We start from the raw sequence: 17,282 nt of genomic DNA on the forward strand, positions 1-17,282 counted from the left end.
GATATCTTTGGCCAGCTCTGCGGCCATGGCTTTGAGTTTTTCTTGGTCCACTTGTGTACCCACGATGGTATCCTTTTGAAAAGATTACTCAGTCGTGGGCAGTTACACAATTTGGTTTACAGGCTCTATATTGCGGCTTCACATATATCTGAGTTTGGTGAAATTGATTTTTCACAATGCCCACACTTAAGCCAAGACCATGCAAACCGGCTTCGAATTCGCCCCGCACAGAGTGGGGATGTAATTCTGACTCATAATGCCACGGTCGGTAGGACGGCTATTATTCCCGATGATAAACATGAGGTGATAGCCAGCACATCCACAACCTATTATCGCACTGATCCAACAAAACTCCTGAATCGGTACCTAGTCACCTATTTCCAGTCAACGGCTTTTGTTTCCCAGCTTCAGGCGATAATGGGACAAACCACTCGAAACCAAGTACCGATAACTGCTCAGCGTGAACTTCAGATTGTGTTACCACCTATAGATGAGCAAGTTGCAATTGCTACAGCAATTGAGTCCGTTACGATTAGGATCAAAATGTTACGGTCAAAGTTTGACCACCTTATGTTGGCAAAAAAAGCCCTTATGCAAGACTTGCTAACCGGCAAGGTCAGAGTCAAAGTCGATCAAAAGGAGTCAGCGGTTGCCTAACCCGGCACCTGCCCCGATATGTTTCAGGATGAAGTCGAGAAAGTCGAGCTGCCCGCCATTGAGCAACTGACCCGCCTTGGTTGGACCTACGTGCCCGGTGTAGACCTTGCGCCGGTTCTGCCGGTGGACGGCGCACCATTAGGCGAAAGGGGCTACTACCGGGATGTGGTGCTGACCAAGCGCCTGGAAGCTGCCGTGGTCCGGCTGAACCCGTGGATCAGTGACGAAAACCTGCGCAAAGTGGTCCGTGAGTTCACCCACCCCAACCATGCGGGCTTGATGGAGTACAACCAGTCCATCTATGACCTGCTGGTGAACTACCTGTCCGTTGAACAGGACCTGGGTGCCGGTCGTAAGGGACAGACGGTCAAGGTCATCGACTTCGACAATCCTGAAAACAACGAATTCCTGTGTGCCAATCAGTTCAAGGTTGAAGGCATCAACCAGAACATCATCCCCGATATTGTCTGCTTCGTGAACGGCTTGCCGCTGGCGGTGATTGAGTGTAAATCGCCCTACATTGCCGACGCGGTAGCTGAGGGCATCAACCAGTTGCGCCGTTACGCCAACCTGCGCAACCCGGAAGACGATGAGGGTGCCCAGAAGCTGTTCTGGTACAACCAACTGATGGTGTCCACCTGCCGGGATCAGGCGAAGGTAGGCACTATCAGTTCCAGCGCGCAGCATTATGGTGACTGGAAGGACGCCTACCCGTTTACGGATGCTGATATTCAGGCGATGGTGCAACAACCTGCCTTTATCTCCACCGGCTCGACAACATCCAGGCACAAGACCGGTGACGTACCCTCACCGGAATATCTGGTTGCCGTTAAACAGGTCGCTTCAGGTGCCGGAACCAGTTCAGGCGAAGTCACCCCGCAACAGCGGTTGCTTGCCGGCATGTTCAACCCCGCCAGCTTTCTGGACCTGATGCAGAACTTCACCCTGTTTGAGCCGGTGGATGGTCGCCTGATCAAGAAGGTGGCGCGGTATCAGCAATACCGGGCAGTGAACAAGGTCATAGAACGCCTCAAGAACGGCGAAACGCGCAAGGAAAAGTCCGGGGTAGTCTGGCATACCCAAGGCTCCGGAAAGTCTCTGACCATGGTCATGCTGGCGGTGAAGATGCGCCGTGACCCGGAGCTGAAGCAGTACAAACTGGTGTTCGTCACCGACCGTACCCAACTGGACGGGCAACTGTCCAAAACCTTCCGGGATGCCCAGAACGAATCCATCTATAACGCGGGGTCTGTCGCGGAACTGAAGGAACTGCTGTCCAAAGATTCTTCCGACATTGTGACCGCCATGGTGCAGAAGTTTCAGGAAGCGGAACAGGAAGGCGACTTTACCGACCTGAACCCCAGCGACAAGATCATTGTGCTGGCGGATGAAGCCCACCGCACCCAGTTTGGCGGACTGGCAATGACCATCAATGCCGCCCTGCCCAACGCCCCGAAGATCGGCTTTACCGGTACTCCCCTGCTGAAGTCCCAGAAGATGGACAAAGCCTTCGGCGGGTACATCGACAAGTACAAGATCAACGAAGCCGTGGAAGACGGTGCCACGGTGCGCATCATCTACGAAGGTCGCCAGGTTCAGAGCGATGTGGTAGGTGATTCGCTGGACGCGCTGTTTGAAGAATACTTCAAAGACAAAAGCGACGAAGAAAAGCGGGAAATCAAAAAGAAATACGGTGTGGAACGCGCGGTACGGGAAGCCCCTGCCCGCATACGCTGGGTGTGTATCGACCTGCTGAAGCATTACCGGGAAAAGATTCAGCCCAATGGCTTCAAAGCCATGATCGTGGTGGGCAGCCGCCATGCTGCCACGGTATTCAAAAAGACCCTGGACGACCTGGAAGCGCCCCCGTCTGAAGTGATCATTTCCGGCACCCACAACGACCCGGCATACCTGAGCCAATACACAGACAGTGCGCACCAGAAGCAGGTGATCAAGAACTTCACCAAGCCACTAGGCACGGATAAAGAAAAGGAAGACCCCACCAGCTTCCTGATCGTGAAGGACATGCTGCTGACCGGCTTCGACGCCCCCATTGCCCAGGTGATGTATATCGACCGGAGCCTGAAGGATCATACCTTGATGCAGGCAATCGCACGGGTAAACCGGACCTACAAGGGCAAAGCCTGCGGTTACGTGGTGGACTATTACGGGCTATCAGACTACCTGACCGACGCCCTGAACCAGTTCAGCAGTGAAGACGTGGAAGGCACCTACCACACGCTGAAGGACGAAATACCGCGCCTGAAAGCGGCTCACACCCGTGTGGCTGCCATCTTTGCCGGTGTTAAAGGCACGGATGTAGATGATTACGTTCTGCACCTGAAGGATGAAGACACCCGCCAGCAGTTCGAACTGGCTTTCAAGAAGTTCGCCAAGCAGATGGATGTGATTCTGCCGGATACTGCCGCCAAGCCATTCATCCCGGACCTTAAGCTGTGGGGCAAGGTGCAGAATGCTGCCCGTAATCGCTACCGTGACCCCGGACTGAACATCAGCGATGCAGGGGCGAAGGTCCGCCAACTGGTGGATGAACACATCATCAGCACCGGGGTAGACCCGAAGATTCCGCCCGTGGACCTGATGGCAGCGAACTTCAAGGAAACGGTGGAGCAGATCAAATCCCCCGAATCCCGCGCGTCCGAAATCGAAAGCGCCATCAAACACCACATTACGGTGAATCTGGATGAAGACCCGGAATACTACAAATCCCTGAGCCTTCGCCTGCGGGACATTATCGAAAAGACGGCGGGCAAGTGGGATCAGCAACTGGAACTACTGCTTCAGATGGTCGATAGCATGGAGTCTGAACACAAGCAGGCTGCAAATGATCTGGGACTGAGTGAAACGGAATTCGCGTTCTACAACATCCTGATGGCAGAAGTGACCAGTCATGCCGGTGAAGATGCCATCAGCGAAGCCGTACACGACGAAATCAAGGCAACCAGCCAGGACTTGGTAGGCATGTTCGATGAAGCCACCCAGATTGTGGATTTCTTCAGCAAGCCGGACGAAGTGAAGCGGATGAAGAAGGAGATCAAACGGGCTGTGCTGGACTGCTCCTTCGGTGAAAAAGCCCTTGTAAACGTGGTTCAGGACCGATTCATGGAACTGGCGAAGAACAAGTTCAAATGATGGCAGGTGCGCAGAAACCAGAATATCGGGATGCCCACGGCTTCATTGCTGAGGTCATCCGCACCAACCGCCGGAAGTCTGCGGATATTCGGGTGGAAGACGGTGCCGTGTCTGTGGTGGTCCCCGTGAACACCCCTACTGAAAAGATTGACCAGCTACTGGCAGCCAAACGCCGCTGGATCAAAGAAAAGATCACCCTGCACCGGGAAATGACCCCCGCCAGCAGCAAACGCTATGTGTCTGGCGAAGCCTTCAGCTATCTGGGGCGTAACTACCGGCTGAAGGTAGAAACCGGCAACTTCGCGCCTGTAAAGCTGCTGAACGGACGTTTAGTGGTCACAGTACCCAACGGCATCGAACAGCCCCACATGGTCCGCAACGCACTTGTGCGCTGGTACAAACGGCAAGCTGAGCAGAAGCTGACCGAGAAGGTGAACCGCTTCGCTCCGACGGTAGGAGTAGAACCTGCCGGGGTAGGCATCCGCACGTTCAAGTCCCGCTGGGGCAGCTGCACCGCCAAGGGTAAGCTGGAATTCAACTGGCAGATCATGATGGCACCCAACCGGATGGTTGATTACGTGGTTATGCACGAACTTTGTCACCTGATCCAGCATGATCATTCCCCGGAGTTCTGGGGGGAAATGGCGCGGGTGATGCCGGAGTATCGGCGTTGTCGGGAGTGGTTGCGGGATAATGCAGGGAAACTGATTTTTAGCTGATCAGTAACAGCGGGTGACCCACAATGTCTGCAGGTCACCCAATGTGGTCGCTAGCCTAGAAACAGTGGTCCATCACAAATTGCCGACTTTTGACCACCCATTCCCGATAGTCATCTTGCTCCAACTCCCCCTGAATACCAGGGCACCCTTCAAAGAAGTCCAGCAGCAAAAAGGCGAAGCCGGAATCACGGTCAACGTGGGCAGCTTCACATAGCGCATCAAACACCCCAAGCACTTTAGGAGATGCCTTGATCTCAAAATGCTTACCTATCTGGACAGCGTATAGGGGGAACGGCCACGCACTGAGACGGTGGCAATGACAACCAACCTCAAGCAACTGGAAGCTCTTTCTGCCTCACGACGGCAAACAGGTACATCATCATGAGCTTGAACTGCTCCTCAGTTACCTTGCCCGAGGATAATCCGATATATGCGCTCATTGAATCCCAGCCAGCCTTGCCAGCCGCACAGAGCTGTAAGTTATCTGACCTGCCGTACGAATGCAGTATCTCGACTGCGGCGCGCTCACCGCATGCCGTAGACGCATAGGAATGGGCAGATAACAAGAACCACCGTTCGCTATCGGCTTGATCAGGAATCGTCCGGGATAATCTATCAGCAGCTCCAGCCATAAAGTGAACATAGAGCTGCTTTTCAAGTTCAGAATCTAGAATCAAGCCCATTCCATCGAGGTTGAGCAGAGCTGACTGGGCTTCCATGAAGGTTGTAAACGAGTGGTCTTGCGCTTCCGTTGGACTTCGACCTGTAGACAATGAATTACGGTCGCTCCCCAGCTTGGCATTGGTCATGGCATTAGCTTTCGACCACGCCTCTTTCGTGCCTGCAGCTAATTTTTTGCCAATGAAAATCAGCACAAAAAGACCAAGCACTACAGCAGCGAAAGCGAACTTTATCATTGAACATTCCTCAGTTTCAGGTAGCGAAATATTACCCAAAAAATCAGAACGTTGGAGCCCGACCGGAAGGTTTTACATTGATTGACAATTAGTAGCGATTCGAGAATGGGGAGATGGGATTGTTGCCCAAGGTTCCGCTTCTCACCTGCGCCCCCTTCTTTAATCTGGGATCACGCTGACAGGGGTAAGGGGGCAAATACCACAACCCTTACTTGATATGAAGGCGCTCACATTTTTGCAGCACAAACCTTTCGGCCTGTCCGGCGGTCCATGGCGTCAACGGTTGTCATCGATTCCGGTGTCAGGAGTCACAAGATTGGCACACGAACACCGAGGGGCTAGGCGCTAAAGCATTGATTAAAATATTTATTCCTGAAACACAAGAGGGGCCGCTCCTCGGCACCATTTCCTCCCCCGGGAAATGGCGAAACAACTCCAGATTCAAGCTCAGATGTTATCCGTCGCTCCACGCATTATCGCGTACAGCGCGTTTTTTCGTGCGTTGGCCTCAGGCAGGCGGCGGAGCAGAGCCCGAAAGCCCCTACTCCACCTGGCCGGTGAGGTATTCCGACAACCGCTGGTACTGATACGCCACCCGCCCGAACACCGATGACGGTTCATCCTCGAATTCACGTCCGCAGGACGCCGACGTTCGCACGTCGGTCAGGTATGCGTCGGCAATCAGATTGGGCTGCTCGGCCACATACCCCGCCGCCCCTTCCTGGGGGTAATACATGATCCAGTCGAAACCGCCGTCGGAGTCGACATGATCGAATCCCGCATTCGCCGGGTCGGCAAAGGTAAAGCGCAACAGGCGGAACAGGTCATCGCGGGTGTCCAGCTCCAGCGAGAGCGCATCAAACCCGTCCGGAGCGGTCGCCGCAGTGTAGGTATAAGGCTGAACCGCTGACACCACGTGGCCCGCTGCCTCCACTCCCTCTTCCAGGGCGCATTCGGATGCCTCATCGGTTAGCGCGACAACCACCGATTCGTCGCCATTGACCTGCAGGCGGTAGCCGTGGAACAGCGGGGAACGGTAGGGATCGTCCTCGCCCTCCGGATCGGCGGTACTGTTGGTGTAATCCGGCGACAGGGTGCGGGTTTCGTCGGCGGAGACCGCCGACAGCTGCGCGACCTGCCCGTCCTCCATGGTCCAGGCGTAGGTAATTTCCGCAGGCCCTTCCAGTTCGGTGCTGTCCGCAAGGCCGTTCTGGCAGGACGTGGTGGTTCGGAAGTAGGCTTCGCGCTGCTCCCAATCAAAAGTCAGCCGCTCGTCCACGCCATCGGCCTCGTAAGCCGCGAAGCTCTGCAGCGACAGGGAAATGGAAGGCAACCACTGGGTGCCGAGTTCCGCCATGCGGCCGCCGACGTTGATCAGCCTCACCAGTTCCGGCATCGACGGGTTCATACAGCCATTGACGGATACCGACAGCAGGCGCCCATCCGGGCTGTAATCGAATTGCGATTCGGCCGAGACCTGAAGATTGGAACGGTTTGCCGGCAGCGAGCCGTTTTCCGGATAGGCGTACACCTGCTGGCTGTCCAGCAGCATCGGGTCAGCCAGCTCCAGCGGTACTTGCGGCAACTCCAGTTCCGCCACGTTGACGTTGGCGTAGTCACCGGCAGACGCCGCCGCATCTACCAGATCCACGATGCCCGGGGCATTCTGAACCAGCGATAACCCAAGCAGATAGGCCGCCTGAGGTGACAGCACCCGTTCGGTGCCATCGGCATTCGCTTCAGCCAGCAAGTCGCTGTAGGGGTACTGGCTGGCCATAAAACGGGCCAGCGCCCGCGCGTAGGCATGGGCCCGGTCGTCTCCCGAGCGGATGTAGTCAGACACCAGATTGACGCTGGTGAGGGACTCACTGGCACTGCCTGTGCCATCCACCAGGGCGCCGGCTCCGGCCAGGCGTCGGTAACGCACCAGGGTAGTCAGTGGCGTTATGTTGGTGACGCCTGGAGGCGCAGACATCATATAGGCGTCGGTGATGGTTTCATCACCGTGGCGCAGCTGCTCCACCGTTTTGCCCGGCAACGCCACGGCAAACAGCGGATAATCCCTCGGGTCCAGATCCGGAGCCTCGGCCGGGTCGTTCAATAACCCGCCGATGTCCAGCGAGAAAGCCCCGTCTTCCCCAGACAAGGTCGTCGGCTCGCCGGTCGCCAGCGTTACCTCGTTGCCCGACTCCAGTTCTACCGTTACTGGCCCCGCTGTATACTGGCTGTCGCCGTCGATATCCAGCCACACGCGGGCGTTGCGGAGGTAACCGTCAATGACTTTTCCGGTGTAGGGCGCAGGCTCACTGTAGTCGACGCCGTCGAAATCACGGCCGTCCACCGGCAGCTGGTCGGACTCTTCGCCACAACCCGCCATGGCCAGGGCAAGAAGCGATACAGACAGGGGGAGAATGCGTTTCATGGCAGCAACCGGTTATCCTTGTTAGAGGTTGTGCCGCTACTGTAGGGGATGTTGCCGGGAGGAACCTTGATAGGTTTGGCAATTTGTAAAGTTTGGTAACCAGTGTCCCCGGCGGCACGGGGCCGCCAGGGACGCCTCGATCAGAATGACCGGGCGACAATCTCTTTCATGATCTCGTTGGTGCCGGCATAGATACGCTGCACACGGGAATCGGCCCAGGCACGGGCAATCGGGTATTCCCACATGTAGCCGTACCCACCGTGCAACTGCACACACTCATCCATGACCTTGCACTGGATATCCGTGGTCCACTGCTTGAGCATGGCGGCGGTGGGGATGTCGAGCTTCTTGTCCAGATGAAGTTCCAGACAACGGTCACAGAATACCCGTGCCGCAGTAATTTCCGCCTTCAGCTCCGCCAGTTTGAAGCGGGTGTTCTGGAAGGCGATCACCGGCTTACCGAAGGCCTTGCGCTCCTTGACGTAATCCAGCGTCCACTTCCACGCTGCCTCTGACGCGGCCACGGCGGCGAGGGCCACCTGCAGGCGCTCCGCCGGCAGTTCCTGCATCAGCTGGAAGAAGCCCTGCCCTTCCATGGAACCAAGCAGGTTTTCCGCGGGCACTTTGACGTCCTGGAAGAACAGTTCGGAGGTGTCCTGGGCCTTCATCCCCACTTTGTTCAGGTTCTGCCCCTTCTCGAACCCTTCTGAGGCGGTCTCCACCAACAACAGGCTGGTGCCCTTGGCGCCTTCCTTGGGATCGGTTTTGGCCACCACAATGACCAGATCCGCCAGTTGGCCGTTGGTTATAAAGGTTTTCGAACCGTTGAGAATGTAATGGTCACCGTTCTTGATCGCGGTGGTTTTCACCCCCTGAAGATCCGACCCGGCGCCCGGCTCAGTCATCGCAATGGCGGTGATCATCTCTCCGGAGGCCATTTTTGGCAGGTAGCGCTCTTTCTGCTCCTGGGACCCGTGGTTGAGTATGTACGGCGCCACGATGTCGGAGTGTAGCCCCCAACCAATGCCGGAAAGACCGGCGTAGGAAATTTCCTCGATGATGACCGCACTGTAGCGGAAATCGGCTCCCACCCCGCCAAATTCCTCCGGCATGGTCGGGCACAGGAAGCCCAGCTCGCCGGCCTTGCGCCACAGCTCGCGGCTGACCTGGCCGTCTTTCTCCCATTGCTCATGATAGGGCGCGGCTTCCTGCTCCAGAAATTTGCGGACGGAATCGCGGAAACCTTCAAGATCGGCGTCGAAGAGTGTGCGTGGAATCATGGTGAACCTCGGTGAGTGACCTGTGTTGTGGTTATCGTTCACCAAGTCTCTGCCGAGTGGTCATTTCGCTCAATGGTGAAAACCATCAATCGGGCTGACCAAAACCATCGTCTAGGTACGGTCCCGGCGCTTGCCGTCGGCATGCTCCTCGCCCCAGCGCGGCATCAGATCCTGCGGCACGCCGAGGTGATCGAGGATGCGGGCAACGATAAAATCCACCAGATCACTGACCGACTGGGGCTGATGATAGAACCCCGGGCTGGCCGGCATGATCACCGCGCCCATGCGGGTCAGGCGCAGCATGTTGTCCAGATGCACCTCGGAATAGGGGGCCTCCCGCGGCACCAGGAGCAGTTGCCGCCGCTCTTTCAGGGCAACGTCACCCGCCCGCTCAATCAGGTTGTTGCTGGCCCCCGTGGCCAGCGCTGAAAGAGTGCCGGTGCTGCAGGGGCAAATCACCAGTGGGGCCTTCTCGCCGGAGCCGGAGGCCGGCGGGGCAAACCAGTCTTCACGGCCGAAAACCAGCAACTGCCCCGGCCCGGCATCGGCGAACTCGCTCAGCGCCGTCTGCATGGCCGCAGGAGCACCCGGCAGACGCAGATCGGTTTCGGTCGCAATCACCACCTGGGCGGCGCGACTGACCATGACATTCACGGTGCAGCCGGCAGCGATCAGGCATTGCAGCAGGCGCAGTCCATACTGCGCTCCGGAAGCGCCGGTGAACGCCAGGTTGATGGTCCGTGATGGCAGGGAAGAATCGGTCATGCCGGGAATCTACGCTCAAGTTCCGCGATCAGTTTCTGGTGGATACCACCAAAACCGCCATTACTCATGATCACAATGTGGCAGGGGCTGCTCACTTGCGCCAGTGTTCTCTCGATCAGCGCGTCCACGCTGGACTCCACATGGTGTTGAACCGCCTCGCCTTGCGCACCCTGCCAGTCGCCGACCAGCGCCGGCAGCCATTCCAGCTCATTCAGGTTGGCCCAGATTACCTGGTCAGCTGCACCCGCGCTCGGCAACAGCGCCTGCTGGTGTACGCCCTGCTGCATGGTGTTGGAGCGCGGTTCGATCAGGGCGATCACCGGCTCGTCACCCACTTTATGGCGCAACCCCTCCAGGGTGGTGGCGATGGCGGTCGGATGATGGGCAAAGTCGTCGTACACGTTGACGCCGTCGATCTCCGCCAGCAGCTCCATGCGCCGCTTCACTCCGGAAAAACGACACAGGGCCGCGACCGCGTGGTCCGGGGTGACGCCCACATGGCGGGCGGCGGCGATGGCCGCCAGTGCATTGCGTACGTTGTGCAGCCCGGTCTGGGCCCAGTCGACAGTCGCTACCGGCTGCTCGTGATGAATCACCATGAACCGGCTGCCATCCTCCGACAACAGTTCTGCCCGCCAATCCGGGGTATGGGCCACTTCACTGCCGATGGCGGTGGTTTGCACCCCGCTCCAGCACCCCATCGCCAGCGCCCGATCCAGGTGCACATCTTTCGCCGGACGCACGATCAGGCCATTCGAGGGTACGGTGCGAACCAGGTGGTGAAATTGGCGCTCAATGGCTTCAACGTTGTCGAAGATATCGGCGTGATCGAACTCCAGGTTATTCATGATCAGGGTATGGGGGCGGTAATGGACGAACTTCGACCGCTTGTCGAAGAAGGCACTGTCGTACTCATCGGCCTCGATAACGAAAAAATCGCCGGAGCCCAGACGAGCCGACACCGGGAAATCCTTCGGCACACCTCCGACCAGGTAGCCGGCGTCGAAACCGGCCTGCTCGAGAATCCACAACAGCATCGAGGTGGTGGTGGTTTTGCCGTGGGTGCCGGCCACCGCCAGCACCCAGCGATGACGCAGGACTTCCCGCGCCAGCCATTCGGGGCCGGACATGTAATCGATATTGCGATTGAGCACCGCCTCCACTTCCGGATTACCCCGGGACATGGCATTGCCGATCAGCACCAGATCCGGCGCGGGTTCCAGGTTCTCCGCACGGTAGCCTTCCAGCAGCCCGATACCCTGGGCCTCCAGCTGTGTGCTCATGGGGGGGTAGACGCCCTGGTCCGAACCCGTAACCGTGTGGCCCAGCTCCCGGGCCAACACCGCGAGGCTGCCCATGAAAGTGCCACAAATTCCCAGGATATGAATGTGCATGACCGGTCTGACCCCTTGATTGGCCGCAATTGGAACGTGCCAAGCCTCCCGTATAGATCACGAGCCGTCAAGCGCTTCGTTATCCGCAATCCTGCTCATGAAAAAAACCGGTATATGGCGTATCATCGGCGGCATTTACTGAACCAGCAGGAGGCTCCAGCCCGAGATGGCCACCAAGAACGCTTTTTACGCTCAATCCGGCGGTGTGACCGCAGTCATTAACGCCAGCGCCTGCGGGGTCATTCAGACCGCCCGCAAGTACCCGGACCGCATCGGCAAGGTCTACGCCGGGCGCAACGGGATTATCGGCGCGCTCAAGGAAGAACTGATTGACACCAGCCTGGAAAGCGATGAGGCCATTGAGGCGCTGATCCACACCCCGGGTGGCGCTTTCGGTTCCTGCCGCCACAAGCTCAAGAACTTCTCCGAGAACAAACGCGAATACGAGCGTCTGATTGAAGTCTTCCGCGCCCACGATATCGGCTATTTCTTCTACAACGGCGGCGGGGATTCCCAGGACACCGCCTACAAGGTATCCCAACTGGCGGACAAGATGGGCTATCCGATCACCTGCATCGGTGTGCCCAAGACCGTCGACAACGACCTGCCGTTCACTGACTGCTGCCCCGGTTTCGGCTCGGTCGCCAAGTACATCGCCACCTCCACCCTGGAAGCCAGCCTCGACATCAAGTCCATGTGCGAGACCTCTACCAAGGTGTTCATTCTCGAGGTCATGGGCCGCCATGCCGGCTGGATTGCCGCTGCCGGCGGGCTGGCAGGACAGGGCGAGGGCGAACCGCCCCACATCATCCTGTTCCCGGAAGTGCCTTTCGACCGCGACGCCTTCCTGGCGCGGGTAGAGTTCTGTGTGAAAGAGTACGGCTACTGCGTCATCGTCGCCTCTGAGGGTGCCCAGTACGAAGACGGCCGCTTCCTGGCGGACGCCGGCGCCAAGGACGCCTTCGGCCACACCCAGCTTGGCGGCGTTGCACCGGCGCTGGCCAACATGGTCAAGCAGGCGCTGGGCCACAAGTATCACTGGGCGGTGGCCGACTACCTGCAGCGCAGTGCCCGTCATATCGCCTCCGCCACCGACGTCGAGCAGGCCTATGCCGTGGGCAAGGCAGCCGTCGAGATGGCCATGGAAGGCAAGCAGGCGCTGATGCCCACCATCGTGCGGGAGCAGGCCAAGCCGTATCGCTGGCACATCGGCGAGGCACCACTGAGCGAAGTGGCCAACCAGGAAAAGAAAATGCCGATCCACTACATTACCGACGACGGCTTTGGCATCACCCAGGACTGCCGTGATTACCTGGAACCGCTGATCTTCGGTGAGAGCTTCCCACCGTTCGATAATGGCTTGCCCCGGGTGGCCAAGCTGCAGAACACGCTGATCGAGAAGAAGCTGAAGACCGACTTCCAGCTGTAATGGCCAGGCCCGACTGCATCGGGTGATAAAAAAAGGCGCTTGTGATGATGTCACAAGCGCCTTTTTTTATCGGTGACGTTTGTCGATGGCGGGCAAACTCAGTTGGCGGTGGCCGCTTCCTGCGCACGCACGTACTGGACGAATTCATCCGAGCCACCGATGTATTGCTGGCCAACCAGAATCTGCGGGACCGTGTACACGGGGCGGCCAATCCGGTCGGCGACATCGTCCTTGCTGAGGCCTTCGGCCACCATGTCTATCCAGGTATGTGGAATGCCTCTGGACTCACACAAGTGTTTGGCACGCACGCAGAAACCGCACGACGTACGGCCGTAAATGGTCACATGCTCCATAAAATGCTCCTCAATCTGCCAGTATTGCGGCAAGGCTTTCGCCGTGGATTCAAACTGCCGCCATGATGGCATGTCATCAAACGATCACAAAATTGATGCTATGAATGGCCACCATAGGGGTGGCCCATTCCTGCTGCGAGCGACCGGCGGACCGCCTTCAGGTTTTCAGGCGACCCAACTCCGTATCCAGAACCTCCACCTGCTCGTCCAGCGCATCGCCGCTGCGCCTTACCCGCTGGGCCAGGCCCCGCAGATCGCTGGCAGCGTCACCAATCTGGGTCAGGTTGCGGTTGATTTCCTCGCTCACCGAGCTTTGCTCTTCAGCCGCGGTTGCCACCTGAGTGACATGCTCAACGATCGTACCGATGCGCTCCACAACGGCAGCGAGGGAATGATCGGCCTCGCGGGTGCCTTCCACAGCCAGAGTGGCGCGATTGACGCCGGAGCGGATCACCGACACTGCGCCATCGACATCCTGCTGCAGGCCTTCGATCATATCACTGATCTCGTCTGTCGATTCCCGGGTACGGGACGCCAGGGTGCGAACCTCATCGGCGACCACCGCAAAGCCCCGCCCCTGCTCCCCGGCCCTGGCAGCCTCAATGGCGGCGTTGAGTGCCAGCAGGTTGGTTTGCTCGGCAATACTGCGGATCACATCCAGGATCCGGTTGATGTCGTCGCTGCGACCCGCCACCTGGGTAATGGCGGTGCTGGCCTGGTCCATATCACCAGACAGCGCGCTGACACCCTCCACGGCGGTGCTCAGAGTACCCTGGGTGAACTTCACGCCGTCCTGGGCCTGGCGTGCGTTATCCGCGGCCTCGCCGGCAAACCCCGCCACTTCGCCGGCCGCCGCCGACATTTCGTTCATGGCGGTAACCACGCTTTCGATGTCCTGGTGCTGACGCTCGGTCTGGGCATCGGTTTCACGGGCGATACCACCGACGTCCGTCGCCTGCTGGCGCACCTGACCATTGACGCTCTTGAGGTCGTTGATCATGCTCCGCAGCCGCGCCAGAAAGGCGTTGAAGCCACCCGCCAGTTCGATCAGTTCCGCGTGGGTGTCGATGGTCAGTTCCCGGGTCAGGTCGCCTTCGGCACTGGCGAGATTCTTCATGCGGTCACGGATCTCGTTCAGCGGTCGCGTCACCGAGCGTACCAGCAGCACCAGCACCAGAATGGCGAGCACCGAGACCACCATGCCGACCATCGTCTGCCGCGCTGCTGTGGCGGCCACCTCGTCGGACAACAGGCCGGTGATCTGATCCACCTCCGCCAGCGCAGTGGCTCGGGGCAGCTCAATCAACAGCGACCACTGCGTGCCCGGCAGGGCAATGTCGACCGGGTAGGAAACCGCCAGAGTCTCGCCGTCATCGTAGGTGCCCTCGCCCCGGTGCAGGCCGGCGAACTGGTCGGCCAGCTGGGGCAGGGCCTCCTTCAGGGGGCGGCCAAGGTGGTCCATATAATGACTGGAGGCTGCAATCAGTCCCTTTTTGCTCAGCAAGGTGACACGGGAGTCACCACCGTAAAGTTGCTGACTGACATTTTGAATCGTGCGCTGAAGCGTTGACAGGTTGATGTCGACCCCGACGACCCCGGCAAACTGGTTGCCATCGAGGATCGGCACCACCAGGCTGGTCATCAGCTCGGAGTAACCCTCTTCAATTTCATAATCGTAGGGTTCCATGATGCAGGGTTTCTTGCTGTCTCTGGAGCACAGATACCACTCGGCCTCGCGAATTCCGAATTCATTCCGGTTGTCGAGATATTTGGTGGCCGGGTCTTCGGTGCGACTGAACACCACCTCACCCTGGGGGTTGCGGTAGTAGTAGATCTCCAGCGTGCCTTCATCGCTGCTGTGCTCTTCCACGCCGCCGGTGAAATAGCGATCCTGGCCATCGTAGGCGTCGGGTTCAAACTGGGCGTAGACCGAGCTCAGGCCTTTCTGCTCCTCCAGCACCGCACCGATGGTTTCCTGCAGGTCGATGCGGCTGATGCGCCCCGAACTGTCCGCCTGAATGTTGCGGGTGACGACATTGCGCACCACTTCCGGCGTGCGGTACGCGGTCGCAAACAGGCCACTGACCAGCTCCCCGTACTGACCGGCGGTTGCGCCCAGCCGCTCCATCACAATACTCTGCACCGTATTGCGGGTTTCCGTGGTGATCCGACCTTCCATATCGCTGAGGGACAGTTGGGCGGTCACCACAATGCTGACCCCCATAACCAGGAGCAGTGTGATCACCAGTGCGTAGAGTTTCAGGCGTAGGGAAAGCTTTTTCATGATGGTGAAACCTGTACGGTAACGGTATTTAGAACGAGGTAACAACGTGGCATACCTGACCCTGTTTCTGACGGCGTTCGCAGCGGCCACGCTGCTTCCGGCCTATTCCGAAGTGCTGCTGGGCACGCTGGTCACCCAGGGCTATTCGCTGTGGTGGCTATGGGTCTGGGCCACCGCCGGCAACACATTGGGCTCCGTCGTTAATGGGGTTATCGGCAGGCAAGTGGATCGCTTTAAGAACAAACGCTGGTTTCCGGTGACGGAAACCCAGCTGGACAAAGCGCGGGAGCGCTTCAACCGTTACGGGCAGTGGTCTCTGCTACTGGGCTGGCTGCCCCTGGGGGGCGATGCGCTGACACTGGTCGGCGGTATCATGCGCGTGCCCTGGCTCAACTTCATCGTTCTGGTAGCCATCGGCAAAGGCGCGCGTTACGCCTTCGTTTTGTGGCTGGTCATGGAAGCAGCCGGCGTCCCCTCCGAGTCCGTTCCCTCGCCGTAGAGGTAGGCCCGGAGCAGATCCTCGCCATTGAACTCGGCATTGAGCACCGCAATAAAGGTGTAAACGCCGATCAGCTTGCGGTTAAGGAATACAAACTCTTTCGGCGGCACCCGAAAATAGCGGCTGATCGCCGATCGCGCCGCCTGGCGAGCCACCCTGGACGGCAGATCACTCTGTTTCCAACGGTACTGCCCCTGTTCGTTGACCGCGTAATCCGGCCACTGGCTACGGTCGCGGGACAGCGGTTCGAGCACCGACATGCAAACCGAGCCAAACTTGTCGAGCACATCGTCCGGCCAGTCGCGGCTCATGAAGCGCAGTGTCACGCCGCCTTCGATAACCGCCGGCAGATCACCCTCGTAGGAGGCACGGATCATCTGGATCACCGGGTCGAGAAAGTCTCTGGAATAGGATTGCACCGCTCCGAAATCCAGCAACACGATCTGGTCATAGCCCGGATCAGCGCCCTGCTCACCGGCAATCCGGATGCGGTAGTTGCCGAAATTCGGATCGGTCTGTATCTCGCCCCAGACGAACAGTTCGCGGAAAAACAGCTCCAGGGCCGCCTCGCCCAGGGCGGTCCGGCGCGCCAGCGGCAGCTCACGCAGCGCTACCGAACTGACCGAGTGGCCGTGCTCGTAGGTTGAGGCGATGACGTGCGCGGTGGAAAACTCTGTCAGCACCCGTGGCACGACAAACCTCGGGTCGGCCGTCAGCATGGCGCGAAACTTCTCGGTGGTGCGGGCTTCCAGGCGGTAGTCCACTTCCCGGTGCATCATGTCCCGCACCTCTTCCAGCCAGTCGTTGAACTCCGGCCCGAAGGATACCAGGCGGGCAATCTTCAACAGCTGCGCGACGGCGTTGAGGTCACTGTCCACGGCGTCGGCCACGCCGGGGTACTGCACCTTCAGCACAAGTTCCAGACCATCGCTTTTGCGGCGGGCCCGATGCACCTGCCCCAGCGACGCCGCACCAATGGGCTCGGGGTCCACCTCCAGCTGCGCCAGACGGTCAGCGCCCAGCTCCTCCTGCAGCACCTTTTCAATGGCGCCCCATTCCAGAGAGGTGGTCTGGTCTTCCAGGGTGTGCAGTGCCTCGGTGACTTCCTCCGGCAGGAAGTGCTCCCCGTAAAGGGCCATCACCTGGCCAATCTTCACCACGCTGCCCTTGAGCTTTCCCAGTTCCTCCACCAGGAATTCCGCCTGGCTCGACAACATGTCCCGGTGGCGCTGATCCCGCTTTTCGCGACTGCTGAACCAGTTGGTCGCCATATGGGAGGCCATTCGCGTGCCCGCAAACAAGCCGGCCCTGGTCAGCGTCAGACGTCGCTCGAAGCTCCCGGTTTTGATCCGTGAAACCGATGTTCCCCGTTTTTTGGACACCATCAAATACCTGCGCGGTTCAGAAATT

At 58.7% G+C, this 17,282-nt stretch carries 13 protein-coding genes; 5 read left to right on the forward strand and 8 right to left on the reverse strand.

The genetic code is table 11. The features are described from left to right. The 3 genes from DYI22_RS15630 to DYI22_RS15640 form a co-directional block, all read left to right on the forward strand. Positions 1 to 657, forward strand: a 657-nt coding sequence (locus DYI22_RS15630) for a restriction endonuclease subunit S (RefSeq protein WP_213478999.1), incomplete at its 5' end; no start/stop codon positions are given. An 18-nt stretch (positions 658 to 675) separates the two neighbouring features. Beyond that, positions 676 to 3,810 (forward strand): type I restriction endonuclease subunit R, encoded by a 3,135-nt coding sequence (locus DYI22_RS15635; protein ID WP_213479000.1) that lies wholly within the window; start codon positions 676 to 678, stop codon positions 3,808 to 3,810. Beyond that, on the forward strand, positions 3,807 to 4,529 hold the full coding sequence (locus DYI22_RS15640) for a M48 family metallopeptidase (protein WP_213479001.1): 723 nt from the start codon (positions 3,807 to 3,809) through the stop codon (positions 4,527 to 4,529). Before DYI22_RS15635 ends, DYI22_RS15640 begins: the two co-directional genes overlap by 4 nt. Before the next feature lie 329 nt (positions 4,530 to 4,858). On the opposite strand, the gene DYI22_RS15645 is transcribed toward DYI22_RS15640, so the two are convergent. From DYI22_RS15645 to mpl, 5 genes are all read right to left on the reverse strand, one after another. Then, complete coding sequence (locus DYI22_RS15645; RefSeq protein ID WP_213479002.1) at positions 4,859 to 5,446, reverse strand: hypothetical protein; 588 nt, start codon at positions 5,444 to 5,446, stop codon at positions 4,859 to 4,861. Positions 5,447 to 5,987: 541 nt separating this feature from the next. Beyond that, on the reverse strand, positions 5,988 to 7,868 hold the full coding sequence (locus DYI22_RS15650) for a hypothetical protein (protein ID WP_213479003.1): 1,881 nt from the start codon (positions 7,866 to 7,868) through the stop codon (positions 5,988 to 5,990). Between the two features lie 140 nt (positions 7,869 to 8,008). Further along, positions 8,009 to 9,148, reverse strand: coding sequence for an acyl-CoA dehydrogenase family protein (locus DYI22_RS15655; RefSeq protein WP_213479004.1), 1,140 nt, complete (start codon positions 9,146 to 9,148; stop codon positions 8,009 to 8,011). 111 nt (positions 9,149 to 9,259) lie between these two features. After that, the gene (locus DYI22_RS15660; RefSeq protein WP_213479005.1) at positions 9,260 to 9,913 is read right to left on the reverse strand and encodes a flavin prenyltransferase UbiX; all 654 of its coding nucleotides are present in this window, start codon (positions 9,911 to 9,913) and stop codon (positions 9,260 to 9,262) included. Next, positions 9,910 to 11,307, reverse strand: a complete 1,398-nt coding sequence (gene mpl / locus DYI22_RS15665; protein ID WP_213479006.1) for a UDP-N-acetylmuramate:L-alanyl-gamma-D-glutamyl-meso-diaminopimelate ligase — start codon at positions 11,305 to 11,307, stop codon at positions 9,910 to 9,912. Before mpl ends, DYI22_RS15660 begins: the two co-directional genes overlap by 4 nt. 166 nt (positions 11,308 to 11,473) lie before the next feature. On the opposite strand from mpl, the gene DYI22_RS15670 reads away from it, so the two are divergent. Beyond that, positions 11,474 to 12,736, forward strand: a complete 1,263-nt coding sequence (locus tag DYI22_RS15670) for a 6-phosphofructokinase (RefSeq protein WP_213479007.1) — start codon at positions 11,474 to 11,476, stop codon at positions 12,734 to 12,736. A 98-nt stretch (positions 12,737 to 12,834) separates the two neighbouring features. Here the strand turns inward: DYI22_RS15670 and DYI22_RS15675 are convergent, their stop codons facing one another. Together DYI22_RS15675 and DYI22_RS15680 are read right to left on the reverse strand one after the other, a co-directional pair. Then, the gene (locus DYI22_RS15675) at positions 12,835 to 13,161 is read right to left on the reverse strand and encodes a GrxA family glutaredoxin (RefSeq protein ID WP_323132931.1); all 327 of its coding nucleotides are present in this window, start codon (positions 13,159 to 13,161) and stop codon (positions 12,835 to 12,837) included. An 85-nt stretch (positions 13,162 to 13,246) separates the two neighbouring features. Further along, entirely contained in the window at positions 13,247 to 15,373 is a 2,127-nt protein-coding gene (locus DYI22_RS15680; protein WP_213479008.1) for a methyl-accepting chemotaxis protein, read from the reverse strand. Between the two features lie 46 nt (positions 15,374 to 15,419). Here DYI22_RS15680 and DYI22_RS15685 point away from each other — a divergent pair, with 46 nt between their 5' ends. Further along, positions 15,420 to 15,872, forward strand: a complete 453-nt coding sequence (locus tag DYI22_RS15685) for a YqaA family protein (protein WP_213479009.1) — start codon at positions 15,420 to 15,422, stop codon at positions 15,870 to 15,872. Here the strand turns inward: DYI22_RS15685 and DYI22_RS15690 are convergent. Further along, a complete protein-coding gene (locus tag DYI22_RS15690; RefSeq protein ID WP_213479010.1) occupies positions 15,803 to 17,257 on the reverse strand; it encodes an ABC1 kinase family protein in 1,455 nt (484 codons plus the stop codon). The two genes, DYI22_RS15685 and DYI22_RS15690, sit on opposite strands and share 70 nt — an antisense overlap. Positions 17,258 to 17,282: the final 25 nt, after the last annotated feature.

Origin of the sequence: Marinobacter lipolyticus, from assembly GCF_018424605.1 — a bacterium.
GTDB classification, from domain to species: domain Bacteria; phylum Pseudomonadota; class Gammaproteobacteria; order Pseudomonadales; family Oleiphilaceae; genus Marinobacter; species Marinobacter lipolyticus_B.